Genomic DNA, 12,316 nt, shown 5'->3' on the forward strand with positions numbered 1-12,316 from the left:
CGCGGTTTCCGTGTTGTTTTTCCCATGCCCCCTTGGGGCGGCCCGGCGGAGGCATAAATGCAACCCACCCATTCCTCGCGCCGCATCCTGCTGCCGGTCCGCAACTGGTTCATCGTGCTGACGCTGTTCCTCGCCCTGTTGCTGAACCTGATTCCGTTCGGGAAATTTCCCGGCATACCCGACTGGGTGGCGCTGGTGCTGGCGTTCTGGTGCGTCCATCAGCCGCTGAAAGTCGGCATGGCCGCCGGATTCGTGCTCGGCCTGGCGATGGACGTCGCCGACGCGAGCGTAATGGGGCAGCATGCGCTGGCCTATGTGCTGCTGGCCTTTGCCGCCGCCGGGCTGTCGCGCCGCGTGTTGTGGTTTCCCCTCTCGCAGCAGGCGCTGCACGTGCTGCCGCTGTTTCTCGGCATGCAACTGGTGATGATGGTGACGCGCATGATCAGCGGCGCCGAGTTTCCCGGCGTGCTGTGGTTCCTTTCGAGCATCACCGCCACCCTGCTCTGGCATCCGGCGACCTACCTGCTGCTGATCCCGCAGTTCCGGCCGGAAGACAAAGACGTCCACCGCCCGATTTGAGGCAGGGACGCGGCGACCCTCAATGGAATTCAAGAATCCCCAGGAAGAACTCGAGCGCTTCCGTTCGCGACTTGCGGTGGCGGGCGGCTTCGTGCTGTTCTGCTTCACGCTGCTGTTCATCCGTTTCGTCTGGTTGCAGATCGTCCAGCACGACTACTACCAGACCCGCGCCGAGGACAACCGCATTTCGCTGGTGCCCATCACGCCCAACCGGGGCCTGATCCTGGATCGCAACGGCGTCGTGCTGGCGCGCAACTATCCGGCCTATACCCTTGAGATAACCCCCTCCAAGACCCGCCAGCTGGAGCAGCTCATCGACGGCCTGGCGGAAATAATCGAGATCCAGCCCAAGGACCGCAAGCGCTTCCGGCAGTTGCTCGAAGAAAGCCGCAACTTCGAGTCGCTGCCGATCAGGACGCGGCTGACCGACGAGGAGGTGGCGAAATTCATCGCCCACCGCTACCGTTTTCCCGGCGTCGACATCAAGGCGCGCCTGTTCCGCCAGTATCCGAACGGGGCCTTTGCTTCGCACATGCTGGGCTACATCGGCCGCGTCAATGACCGGGACCTGGAAAAGATCGAGGCGAAAGAGCTGGAAGCGAACTATCGCGGCACCGAGCACTTCGGCAAGACCGGACTGGAGCAGCGCTATGAATTCGAGCTGCATGGCAGCACCGGCTTCGAACAGGTGGAAGTCGATGCCGGCGGGCGTGCGGTGCGCACGCTGGCGCGTACCGCGCCGGTGGCCGGCAGCAACCTGACGCTGACCGTCGACGCGGAACTGCAGCGTATCGCCGAGCAGGCCTTCGGCGATCGAAAGGGTGCGCTGGTCGCCATTGAACCCTCCACCGGCGGCATCCTGGCGTTGGTCGCGGTGCCCAACTACGACCCCAACCTGTTCGTCGACGGCATCGATACGCAGAACTGGAAGGAGCTCAACGAATCACCAGACAAGCCGATGGTGAACCGTGCGCTGAACGGCGCCTATCCGCCCGGTTCGACTTTCAAGCCCTTCATGGCGCTGGGTGCCCTGACCATCGGCAAGCGTCGTCCGGAACAGGCGATTTCCGATCCGGGTTTCTTCAACTTCGGCGGCCACCATTTCCGCGACGACAAGAAGGGCGGCCACGGCATGGTGGACATGTACAAATCCATCGTGCATTCCTGCGATACCTACTACTACATGCTGGCCAACGACATGGGGATCGACAACATCGCCGCGTTCATGGGCCAGCTCGGTTTGGGCAGCCGCACCGGGGTCGACATCGACGGCGAATCGGAAGGCGTGCTGCCTTCGCAGGAATGGAAGCGGAAGCGCTTCAAGAAGCCGGAGCAGCAGAAATGGTATGCCGGTGAAACCATTTCCATCGGCATCGGTCAGGGTTACAACGCCTACACGCCGATCCAGCTCGCGCATGCCACGGCGATCCTGGCCAACAACGGGGTGGTGTTTCGTCCGCATCTGGTGAAGTTCATCACCGACACGAAGACCGGCGAACGCACCCTGATCGAGCCGAAGCCGACGCGCACCCTGGGCCTGAAACCGGAACACATCGAGGTGATCAAGAACGCCATGGTCGGAGTGAACAAGGAAGGCACCGGCGCGCGCGCCTTCGCCGGCGCCGAATATGTGTCGGCGGGCAAGACCGGCACGGCCCAGGTGTATTCGCTCAAGGGGACGGAATACAAGGCAGGGACAGTCAAGAAAGAGCTGCGCGACCATGCTTTGTTCATTGCCTTCGCGCCGGCCGACGAGCCGAAGATCGCGCTGGCCATCCTGGTCGAGAACGGCGGCTTCGGTGCGCAGGCCGCGGCCCCGATTGCACGCCAGGTGCTTGACTACTACCTGCTCGGCAAGCGGCCCAAGGCGCCCGCGCAGCCGGACGAAGCCGCAGTCGAGGAGGACGACGAATGAACCGCGGAATCGGCCTCGGCATGATTCGCGATCTGGCGCGGCGTCTGGTCGCGCCGATCGATCCGCCGCTGATGCTGATCGCCGGCCTGCTGCTGCTGCTGGCGATCGGCATCATGGGCAGCGCCTCGCCCGAAAGAATCAACGCCCAGCTGATGAATGTTGCCGTCGCCCTGGTGGTGATGCGGATTCTGGCGCAGATTCCGCCGCAGCGCCTGATGCACCTGGCGGTGCCGGTGTATCTGGCGGGCGTGTTGCTGCTGATCGCCGTCGCCCTGTTCGGGGATGTCTCCAAGGGTGCGCGACGCTGGCTCAATCTCGGCTTCATGCGCGTGCAGCCGTCGGAGCTGATGAAAATCGCCATGCCGCTCCTGCTTGCGTGGTTCTTCCAGCAGCGCGAAGCCATGCCGCGCCTGCGCGACTACGGCATCGCCGCCCTGCTGCTGCTGGTGCCGGTGGCCCTGATCGCGCGCCAGCCGGATTTGGGCACGGCGATTCTGGTCCTGGCGGCAGGCTTCTACGTGATCTTCTTTGCCGGCCTGTCGTGGAAGATCATGATCGGCATGGCCGTTGCCGCCGCCGCCGCCGCGCCCCTGGCGTGGAACCTGCTCCACGATTACCAGCGGAATCGCATCATCACCCTGTTCGATCCGGAGAAGGACCCGTTGGGCAAGGGCTTCCACATCATCCAGTCGACCATCGCCATCGGCTCCGGCGGCATCTTCGGCAAGGGCTGGCGGGAGGGCACCCAGGCGCAGCTGGAGTTCATCCCCGAGCGCCACACCGACTTCATCTTCGCGGTGTTTTCGGAGGAGTTCGGTCTTTTCGGCAACCTGCTGCTGCTCGCGCTGTATGCGCTGCTGATCGGTCGCGGCCTGATGATCGCGGCGAACGCGGCAACGCTGTTTTCGCGCCTGCTGGCGGGCGCGGTGACCATGATTTTCTTCACCTATGCCTTCGTCAATATGGGCATGGTCTCCGGCATCCTGCCCGTGGTCGGTGTGCCGCTGCCCCTGGTCAGTTATGGCGGAACTGCGCTGGTGACGCTGTTCATCGGCATCGGCATCCTCATGTCCATTCATCGCAATCGCATGCTGGTGCAGAAGTGATTCGTCTTGCGCTTTTGATTCTGCCTTTGCTTGTCGCCGCTTGCGGCACGCAGGCCCCGCGCCCGGTGGAAGGCCGTGACGAGCCGCCAGGCGCCGTGTCGCCAGCGCCGACTTTCAAGGGCGAAGGCAAGAAGCCTGCGCCAGCGATCAAGTACAGCGGCGGTTTCTACAAGGACGACGGTCCCGGCGACAAGCCGCCGGAAGACATCGACGCCATTCCCGACGCGGTGCCCAGGGCGGAACCGCTGCACCGCTTCGCCAACAATCCGTATTCGGTGCTGGGGCGCGACTATGTGCCGCAGCGCGATCTCAGGCCTTACAAGGCGCGCGGCATCGGCAGCTGGTACGGGCGCAAGTTCCACGGGCAGAAGACCTCCAGCGGCGAACCCTACGACATGTACGGCATGACCGCGGCCCATCCGACGCTGCCGATTCCTTCCTATGTGCGCGTCAGCAATCCGGCCAACGGCAAATCGGTGGTGGTGCGCGTCAATGATCGCGGCCCCTTCCACTCCGGACGAATAATCGATCTGTCATGGACGGCGGCATGGAAGCTCGGCTACATCGGTCAGGGCAGCACTATCGTCGAAGTGGAGAGCGTGCTGCCGGGCCAGACCCTGGTCGCGTCCCGGCAGGCGACTTCTTCCGGCGTGGCGCCGGCGCCGACTGCCGATGACGACCCGATTGCGAAGCTGGCCGCGGCCGAGCCCGAGCCGGCCCTGCCGCAGGTGCAGGATGCCAGCGGCCATTTCCTGCAACTGGGTGCCTTCGGCAATCGCGACAACGCCGAGGCGTTGCGCTCGCGACTGGCGCGCGAACTGGGCAGTCTGGCCGAGAAGCTGGTGATCCAGTCCGCCGGCAAGCTGTTCCGCGTCCAGCTCGGGCCGTGGCCGGATGCCGCCGCCGCACAGTTGGCCGGCGGCCGCCTGCGCGAAAGCTTCGGCATGGCGCCGGTGGTGGTGCAACGCTAGGGCCGGGAGCGAGCCGACTATAATTGCCTCGTTTTCCTACCCCGGTTCGACGATGCGATTTTTTGCCTTGATACTGGCAGTGTTGTCAGTTGCCGCCAGTCATGCCCAGCCGATTCCCGTACCGACCCTGAGCGCACGGGCCTGGGTCCTGATGGACTACGCCACCGGCCAGGTGCTGGCTGCACAGGAGCCCGACACGCGACTGGAACCCGCCTCGCTGACCAAGGTCATGACCACCTATCTGGTGGCCGATGCGCTGGCGCAGAAAACCCTGTCGCTGCAACAGCCGGTCACGGTTTCCGAGCGCGCCTGGCGCACCCAGGGCTCGCGCAGCTTCGTGCCGGTAAACAAGGGAGTGCTGGTGGACGACCTGTTCAAGGGCATGGTGATCCAGTCCGGCAACGACGCCTCGGTGGCGCTGGCGGAAGCCATCGGTGGCACGGAGGATGCCTTTGCGGCGATGATGAACCGCACGGCGCAGCGCATGGGCCTCAAGGACACGCACTTTCTCAATGCCAGCGGCTACTTCGAGGGGCCGGCGCCGAACCACTATTCCACGGCGCGCGACCTGGCCCGGCTGGCTGCCGCGCTGATGCGCGACCACCCGGAAACCCACGCCCTGCACGCGACCAAGGAATACACCTACAACGGCATCCGCCAGCACAATCGCAACCGCCTGCTGTGGGCCGATCCCACGGTGGACGGACTCAAAACCGGCCATTCCAGCGCCGCCGGCTTCTGCCTGATCGCCACCGCCAAACGCGGCCCGCGGCGGCTGATTTCGGTGGTGCTCGGCACCGCCTCGGAAGATGCCCGCGCCCGCGATTCACTGAACCTGCTCAACTGGGGCTTTACCGGATTCGACGCGGTGAAGCTCTACGACAAGGGCCAGGCGATTTCGCAGCTCAAGGTATTCAAGGGCGCGCAGAATATCGTCAAGGCGGGGTTTGCCGAAGACTTCGTGGTTTCGGTGCCGCGCGGCTCGGCCGACAAGCTTTCCGTGCAACTGGTCAGCCACCAACCTTTGATAGCACCGGTCGCGGCGGGCGCCGTGATCGGCACGCTCAAGCTGGCGGTGGCCGGGCAGGCCTGGGGCGAGTATCCCGTGGTGGCGCAGGAAGCGGTTCCCGTGGCCGGCTTCCTCGGCCGGTTGTGGGACGATATTCGGCTGTTCTTCCAATGAGCCGGCGCGTCTTCATTGATGGCGCATGGCTGCCGCCCGAAGCGGCGAATGTCTCCGTCATGGATCGCGGCTTTCTCTTCGGCGACGGCATCTACGAAGTGATTCCGGTCTATTCGCGGCGGCCCTTCCGCCTCGAACAGCACCTGACCCGGATGCAGCACAGCCTCGACGGCATCCGGCTGGCCAATCCGTTCCGGCTCGACGAGTGGATGGGTTTTGTCACGCAACTGGCCGGCGAGGCCGAGTGGGACGACCAGTCGATCTACCTCCAGGTCACGCGCGGGCCGATGGCGGTGCGCAACCACGCCTTTCCGAAGGACGCGCGGCCGACCAGCGTGATGTTCGCCGAGCCGATGAGCACGCCGCCCGCGAGCCAGCGCGAGCAGGGCATCGCCGCCGTATCCGCCGCCGACATCCGCTGGCTGCGCTGCGACCTGAAGACCACCTCGCTCCTGGCCAACTGCCTCTTGCGCCAGTTGGCGGTCGATGCCGGCTGCGTCGAAACCGTGCTGTTCCGAGACGGCTTTCTCACCGAAGGCTCCGCCTCGTCGATCTTCGTGGTGAAGGATGGGGTGCTGCTGGCGCCGATCAAGAACCACCTGATGCTGCCCGGCATCACCTACGACGTGGTGCTCGAACTCGCCGCGCAGCATGGCCTGCCGCATGAGGTGCGCGACATCACCGAGGCCGAGACGCGCGGCGCCGACGAACTGTGGATGTGCTCCTCGACCAAGGAAGTGCTGCCCATCGTCCGCCTCGACGGCGCGACAGTCGGCGCCGGCGGCACGCCGGGACCGGTGTTCGCGCGGATGTACGCCTGGTACCAGGAGTTCAAGGCAAAGGTGATGCGGGCTTCGGCATGAGCAAGGGAACCTTGATCGAATTTCCTTGCGACTTTCCGCTCAAGATAATGGGTGCGACGGACGCCGGATTCGCCCAGGCCATCGTCGAAGTGGTGCTGAAGCACGCACCGGAGTTCGATGCCGCATCCGTCGAGATGCGCCCCTCCAGGGCCGGTAATTATCTGTCGTTGACCTGCACGGTGCGCGCTGTTTCGCAGGCGCAACTCGACGCGCTCTATCTTGAACTTACCGCACACCCGATGGTGAAGGTAGTGCTGTGATCGTCAGAAGGCTGGGCCGCGTCGACTACGCGCCGACCTTCGCCGCGATGCAGGAGTTCACCGCTGCACGCGACGCCGACACTCCCGACGAACTCTGGCTCTGCGAACATCCGCCGGTATTCACGCAAGGCCTGTCGGGCAAGCCGGAGCATCTGCTCAAGGACATCGGCATCCCGGTGGTGCAGATCGATCGCGGCGGCCAGATCACCTATCACGGCCCCGGCCAGGTCGTCGCCTACCTGCTGCTCGACCTGCGCCGGCGCGAACTTACGGTGCGCGGCCTGGTCAATCGCATCGAGCAGGCGGTGATCGACCTGCTGGCCGGCTACGGCGTCACGGCGGCGCGCCTCGAAGGCGCCCCCGGCGTCTATGTCGGCCGCGCCAAGATCGCCGCGCTCGGCCTGCGCATCAAACACGGCTGCAGTTATCACGGCGTGTCGCTCAACGTCGACATGGACCTCTCGCCCTATGACGCGATCAACCCTTGCGGCTACGAGGGCATGGCGGTTACCCAAATCCGCGATCTTGTCGTCGGCGAGTGGGATACTGCGAAGGTCGGCGAAGCCTTCGCCGCGGAACTGGAAAAGCATCTGCAATGACGACCAAGCAAAAAGGCGAAGCCAAGACGGCGCGCATCCCGATCAAGATCGTGCCGGCGACCACCGTCCTCAAAAAGCCGGACTGGATCCGCGTCAAGGCCGGCAACAGCGCGGCACGCTTCGGCGAGATCAAGCAGATCCTGCGCGAACACCACCTGCACACGGTGTGCGAGGAAGCCACCTGTCCCAACATCGGCGAGTGCTTCGGCAAGGGCACGGCCACCTTCATGATCCTCGGCGACTTGTGCACCCGCCGCTGTCCCTTCTGCGACGTCGGCCACGGCAAGCCGCTGCCGCCGGATGCCGAAGAACCCGAGAAGCTCGCCCGCACCATCGCGGCGATGAAGCTCAAGTACGTGGTGATCACCAGCGTCGACCGAGACGACCTGCGCGACGGCGGGGCGCAGCATTTTGCCGACTGCATCGCGAAAGTGCGCGAGCTGTCGCCGGGCACGAAAATAGAAGTGCTGGTGCCGGATTTTCGCGGGCGGCTGGAGATCGCGCTGGATATCCTCGCAGCGACGCCGCCCGACGTCTTTAACCACAACATGGAAACCGTGCCGCGCCTTTACAAGCAGGCCCGTCCCGGCGCCGACTACGAAAATTCGCTGCAGTTGCTCAAGGCCTTCAGGGCGCGCGTGCCCGGCGTGCCCACCAAATCAGGCCTGATGGTGGGCCTCGGCGAAACCGACGAGGAAATCCTCGACGTCATGCGCGACCTGCGCGCCAACGGCGTCGAGATGCTCACCATCGGCCAGTACCTCGCGCCCTCCGGCCATCACCTGCCGGTGCTGCGCTACGTGCATCCCGATGTGTTCGCCATGTACGCCCGCGAGGCCACCGCGATGGGCTTCACCCACGCCGCCTCGGCGCCGCTGGTGCGTTCCAGCTACCACGCCGACATGCAGGCGCATGGCGCCGGAGTTGCCGGCACCTGAAAAGTTATGTCCCCGGCAAAGCCGGGGACGGTATCCCTTGCGGACGGCGCTGGGCGTAGTGGGGGTTTCGCAGAGCACCGCTCTGCGCCCGCGAAGCCGGGCGGCTATGCAGAGCCGCCCGTGGAGGGGACGGCGAGCGCTAGGCGCAGTCGCCACGCAAGGCGGCGACGTCCATCTGCAGTTTCTCCGGCAAGGCTTCCGCTGCCGGCACGACGGCGCCCATCACCAGTTCGATGCGGGAAAACATTCCTCTGCGGAACGGCCGCGTCATCGCCGCGCCGTCCTTGCGCGAGAAGAAGCTGCCCCACAATCCGCGCAGCGCCAGCGGGACCACGGGCACCGGGTTGCGCGCCAGTATTCGGGTGATGCCGGGGCGGAAGGGATTGATGTTGCCGTCGGCGGTGATCTTGCCCTCGGGGAATATGCCGACGAGATCACCGGCATCGAGCGCCCTGCCGACTTCGTCGAAGGCCTTTTCCATCATCGCCGGGTCTTCCTTGGCCGAAGCGATGGGAATGGCCTTGCTGGTGCGGAAGACGAAGTTGAGCACCGGCCAGCGGAAGATATTGTGGTCCATGACGAAGCGAATCGGACGCCGGCAGGCGGCCATGATCACCAGCGCATCGACGAAGCTGACGTGGTTGCAGACGATCACCGCCGGACCTTCCTCGGGCATCTGGCCGAGCTCTTCCACGCGCAGGCGATACACCGTGTGAATCAGCATCCAGACGATGAAGCGCAGCAGGAACTCGGGCACCAGGCCGTAAATGAACAGCGCCACCGCCGCGTTGCAGATCGCCGCCACGGCGAACAGCATGGGGATGGTCAGTCCGGCGGCCAGCATGCCGGCAGCGCACAGCGCGCCGACCACCATGAACAGCGCGTTCATGATGTTGTTGGCGGCGATGATGCGCGCGCCGTGCTCGGGGTTGGAGCGCTGCTGCACCAGGGCGTAGAGCGGCACGATGAAGAAGCCGCCGAAGATGCCGAGCAGGCCGAGGTCGGTCAGCACGCGCCAGGTCGAGCCGTGTGCCAGCAGCGCCAGCGCGCCCAGCGGCAGCGGTGCCGGCGCCGCGGGCGAGGCCAGCGCGAGATCGAGCGCGAACAGCGTCATGCCGATCGAACCCAGCGGCACCAGGCCGAGTTCGACGCGTTTGGCCGAGAGCTTTTCGCACAGCAGCGAGCCGACGCCGATGCCGAAGGTGAAGGTCGCCAGCAGCAGGGTCACCGCGGTTTCGCTGCCGCCCAGCACGTTCTTGGTGTAGGCGGGAAACTGGGCGAGGAACAGCGCGCCGAACAGCCAGAACCACGAGATGCCCATGATGGACAGGAACACCGTCTGGTTCTCGCGGGCGAACTGGATGTTGCGCCAGGTCTCGGTCAGCGGATTGAGGCTGATCGACAAAGTCGGCGCCGGCGGCACGGCGGATGGAATCGAACGCGAGGCGACGTAGCCGGCGATGGCGATCGCGAGGCCCGCGCCGGTGATCCACGCCGTGCCGGCGCCGTTGCCGGCGAGCAGCCCGCCGAGCAGGGTGCCGACGAGGATCGCAATGAAGGTGCCGGCCTCGATCAGCGCGTTGCCGCCGACCAGTTCCTCGCTCTTCAGGTGCTGCGGCAGGATCGCGTACTTCACCGGGCCGAACAGCGTCGAATGCAGGCCGAGCAGGAACAGGCTGGCGAACAGCACGGCGAGGCTGTGCAGCGCGAGGCCGACGCCGGCGATGACCACGATGCCGATCTCCAGCAGCTTCACGAACTGCGCCAGGCGCGACTTGTCGTATTTGTCGGCAAGCTGCCCGGCCGTGGCCGAGAACAGGAAGAAGGGCAGGATGAAGATGCCCGCCGCGAGATTGGCCAGCAGTTCCGGCTTGATCGTGGTCCAGCTCGCCGCCTGGAAGGTCAGCAGCACGACCATGGCGTTCTTCAGCACGTTGTCGTTGAGCGCGCCGAGGAACTGGGTAACGAACAGGGGGGCGAAGCGGCGGGCGCGCAGCAGGCCGGATTGGGTGTTCATCGGGAGGGTTCCTGAGGGTGGTTCGTCGAGGTGTTCCAGAGCAATGTCATATTGTCGCAGGATTGACGCGTGGCGGGCGTCGCTCCGGGCCGGGTGCGCGGTGTGTTCCATGATGTCTTCCTTGTCGGTGCTTCGGGAGGCCGGCGCATCATGGGCGCGTCTTTGCGGCGGTACAAGCAATTGCTACGATGTGTCGTCAACGGAAACTTGTAGTATCGTTTCAAGATACCGATTCCGGAATTGCGACTGTCATGAGTGCCACCGTCGATCTGATTGCCCTGCTCAAGACCGAACTCAAGGCCGCTGGCGTCACCTACGCCGCGCTGGCGAAACGCCTCGGAATGGCCGAATCCAGCGTCAAGCGGATGTTCTCGAAAGGCGGCGACATGCCGCTTTCGCGCATCGACGACATCTGCCGCATCATCAATCTCGATTTTGCCGATCTCGCTCGGCGCGTCGCCGACACCGCGCCCCTGATGCTGGAGCTGACACTGGCGCAGGAGAAGGCGGTGGTCGCCGACCGCACCCTGCTGGTGGTGGCGATCTGCGTCATGAGCCAGGTGCCGGCCGAGGAAATCCTCGCCACCTACGAGCTGACCGAAGCCAAACTGGTGAAGGCACTGGCGCAGCTCGATCGGATCGGCATCATCGACCTGCGCCCCGGCAACCGCTATCGGCTCAAGGTGGCGAAAGGCTTTCGCTGGCTGCCGCACGGCCCGGTGATGGCGTTCTTCCGCAAGGAGGTGCTGCACGACTACTTTGCCGGGGGCTTCGACGGCGAATCGGAAATGCTGATGGTGGTGCATGGCGAGATCGGTCGCGGCCTGGCCAATTCCTTCCGCGAGCGTCTGATGCGCATCGGCCAGGATTTTTCCAATCAGCATCTGGCGGACCAGAAACTGCCGCCCGACCAGCGCCGCCCCTACACCATTGTCATCGGCATGCGTTCATGGCAGATGGCGGCGCTGGCGGAATTGCATCGGCGCAAGCCTTGAGCGGAGCCTGCACCCGGTTCGCCAGGCGCCCGACGATCAGCGCCGCCGCGCCGGTGGCAAGCAGGTGCTTGAGCGTATGGCCCGTGGCGACACCCAGTGTGGCGGCGATTTCATGGTCGTTGAGTTCGGCGAACTTGGCGCCTACATAGATCGTCAGGGCAGCGCCGAAGGCCAGGCGGTCGCTGGCCGGCTGCCTGTAAATCCATTGCCAGAGCGGGATCAGAAGGATGGGCAGGCCCTGCAGCAGCAAATAGGGGCGCAGGTCGCCCCGGCCCGACAAGTCCGTGAAATACCACCAGCCGACGCTGACGATGGCGACCAGCGCGAGCCAGGCAGCGGGTTCCCGACTTTCCTCGTGCCGAACATCGCCCCGGACGCCGGCCAGCAGGCCGCCGCAGGCCACCGCGATGGGCAGGCGGTCCCAGACCAGGCCGGCATTGTCGGGTGCAAGGTGATACCAGGACGAACCGAGGCCGGTCAGAAACAGTCCGATCAGGAACAGGCTGTAACCGGCCCAGCCCGACTGGATGTCCGGATGTCGCCTTGCGGGCGCGAGTTTGATCCAGCCCCAAACGGCCACCGCGGCAAATCCCAGGTTGGAGATCACGTCAGCGAAATGGGGAATGCCGAATGCAACTTTCTGATCGGCAAAGTGGTGATAACTTTCCGGCTGGGCGATGGGGCCGTGGAGCAGTGCCGCTGCCGCCAGTAAAGCGGTGACGACGACGGGAAGATGTCGATACGGAAACCTCATGGCGTTCTCCTGAGTAATGACGACCCCAGAATGCGTTCTGTCCGCGGCAAGGTAAACCAAAGCCGGCAAAGGCGCATCGCTTGCCACGCAAGGTATCGGTTGCCGATACTGGCGTCGGCGTCCGGGAAGTCGGCGC

General features: G+C 64.9%; 12 protein-coding genes. 10 read left to right on the forward strand and 2 right to left on the reverse strand.

Annotation, left to right across the window (positions count from 1 at the left end; all coding sequences use genetic code 11):
- Positions 1-57: 57 nt before the first annotated feature.
- The 9 genes from mreD to lipA are packed head-to-tail and all read left to right on the forward strand — an operon-like array spanning position 58 to position 8,414.
- Positions 58-579 (forward strand): rod shape-determining protein MreD, encoded by a 522-nt coding sequence (gene mreD, locus SUTH_RS01160; RefSeq protein WP_041096428.1) that lies wholly within the window; start codon positions 58-60, stop codon positions 577-579.
- Positions 580-601: 22 nt separating this feature from the next.
- Positions 602-2,494: a penicillin-binding protein 2 gene (mrdA, locus tag SUTH_RS01165; protein WP_041096430.1), complete on the forward strand. Its 1,893-nt coding sequence runs from the start codon at positions 602-604 to the stop codon at positions 2,492-2,494.
- 20 nt (positions 2,495-2,514) lie between these two features.
- Entirely contained in the window at positions 2,515-3,600 is a 1,086-nt protein-coding gene (rodA, locus tag SUTH_RS01170) for a rod shape-determining protein RodA (RefSeq protein ID WP_052473790.1), read from the forward strand.
- Positions 3,597-4,571: a septal ring lytic transglycosylase RlpA family protein gene (locus SUTH_RS01175; protein ID WP_041096432.1), complete on the forward strand. Its 975-nt coding sequence runs from the start codon at positions 3,597-3,599 to the stop codon at positions 4,569-4,571. Before rodA ends, SUTH_RS01175 begins: the two co-directional genes overlap by 4 nt.
- A 52-nt stretch (positions 4,572-4,623) precedes the next feature.
- On the forward strand, positions 4,624-5,754 hold the full coding sequence (locus SUTH_RS01180) for a D-alanyl-D-alanine carboxypeptidase family protein (protein ID WP_041096434.1): 1,131 nt from the start codon (positions 4,624-4,626) through the stop codon (positions 5,752-5,754).
- Positions 5,751-6,617, forward strand: a complete 867-nt coding sequence (locus tag SUTH_RS01185) for a D-amino acid aminotransferase (protein WP_041096436.1) — start codon at positions 5,751-5,753, stop codon at positions 6,615-6,617. The genes SUTH_RS01180 and SUTH_RS01185 overlap by 4 nt, the downstream gene beginning before the upstream one ends.
- Positions 6,614-6,877, forward strand: a complete 264-nt coding sequence (locus SUTH_RS01190; RefSeq protein ID WP_041096438.1) for a YbeD family protein — start codon at positions 6,614-6,616, stop codon at positions 6,875-6,877. Before SUTH_RS01185 ends, SUTH_RS01190 begins: the two co-directional genes overlap by 4 nt.
- A complete protein-coding gene (gene lipB / locus SUTH_RS01195) occupies positions 6,874-7,476 on the forward strand; it encodes a lipoyl(octanoyl) transferase LipB (RefSeq protein ID WP_041096440.1) in 603 nt (200 codons plus the stop codon). The genes SUTH_RS01190 and lipB overlap by 4 nt, the downstream gene beginning before the upstream one ends.
- Positions 7,473-8,414 carry a lipoyl synthase gene (lipA, locus tag SUTH_RS01200; protein ID WP_041096442.1) on the forward strand — a complete coding sequence of 314 codons (942 nt, stop codon included), beginning with the start codon at positions 7,473-7,475 and terminating at the stop codon, positions 8,412-8,414. Before lipB ends, lipA begins: the two co-directional genes overlap by 4 nt.
- A gap of 139 nt (positions 8,415-8,553) precedes the next feature.
- Here lipA and SUTH_RS01205 read toward each other — a convergent pair whose 3' ends face one another.
- On the reverse strand, positions 8,554-10,431 hold the full coding sequence (locus SUTH_RS01205) for an MFS transporter (RefSeq protein WP_041096444.1): 1,878 nt from the start codon (positions 10,429-10,431) through the stop codon (positions 8,554-8,556).
- A gap of 251 nt (positions 10,432-10,682) precedes the next feature.
- Between SUTH_RS01205 and SUTH_RS01210 the strand changes: the two genes are divergently transcribed.
- Entirely contained in the window at positions 10,683-11,426 is a 744-nt protein-coding gene (locus tag SUTH_RS01210; RefSeq protein WP_041096446.1) for a helix-turn-helix domain-containing protein, read from the forward strand.
- Here SUTH_RS01210 and SUTH_RS01215 read toward each other — a convergent pair.
- Positions 11,365-12,180 (reverse strand): hypothetical protein, encoded by an 816-nt coding sequence (locus SUTH_RS01215; RefSeq protein WP_052473037.1) that lies wholly within the window; start codon positions 12,178-12,180, stop codon positions 11,365-11,367. The two genes, SUTH_RS01210 and SUTH_RS01215, sit on opposite strands and share 62 nt — an antisense overlap.
- Positions 12,181-12,316 lie beyond the last annotated feature (136 nt).

This window comes from Sulfuritalea hydrogenivorans sk43H (genome assembly GCF_000828635.1).
GTDB classification, from domain to species: Bacteria; Pseudomonadota; Gammaproteobacteria; order Burkholderiales; family Rhodocyclaceae; genus Sulfuritalea; species Sulfuritalea hydrogenivorans.

Coding starts and splice junctions, on each gene's coding strand:
- mreD (WP_041096428.1), top strand. CDS start 58: ATGCAACCCACCCATTCCTCGCGCCGCATCCTGCTGCCGGTCCGCAAC.
- SUTH_RS01210 (WP_041096446.1), top strand. CDS start 10,683: ATGAGTGCCACCGTCGATCTGATTGCCCTGCTCAAGACCGAACTCAAG.
- rodA (WP_052473790.1), top strand. CDS start 2,515: ATGATTCGCGATCTGGCGCGGCGTCTGGTCGCGCCGATCGATCCGCCG.
- SUTH_RS01180 (WP_041096434.1), top strand. CDS start 4,624: ATGCGATTTTTTGCCTTGATACTGGCAGTGTTGTCAGTTGCCGCCAGT.
- SUTH_RS01215 (WP_052473037.1), bottom strand. CDS start 12,180: ATGAGGTTTCCGTATCGACATCTTCCCGTCGTCGTCACCGCTTTACTG.
- SUTH_RS01205 (WP_041096444.1), bottom strand. CDS start 10,431: ATGAACACCCAATCCGGCCTGCTGCGCGCCCGCCGCTTCGCCCCCCTG.
- mrdA (WP_041096430.1), top strand. CDS start 602: ATGGAATTCAAGAATCCCCAGGAAGAACTCGAGCGCTTCCGTTCGCGA.
- SUTH_RS01190 (WP_041096438.1), top strand. CDS start 6,614: ATGAGCAAGGGAACCTTGATCGAATTTCCTTGCGACTTTCCGCTCAAG.
- lipA (WP_041096442.1), top strand. CDS start 7,473: ATGACGACCAAGCAAAAAGGCGAAGCCAAGACGGCGCGCATCCCGATC.
- SUTH_RS01185 (WP_041096436.1), top strand. CDS start 5,751: ATGAGCCGGCGCGTCTTCATTGATGGCGCATGGCTGCCGCCCGAAGCG.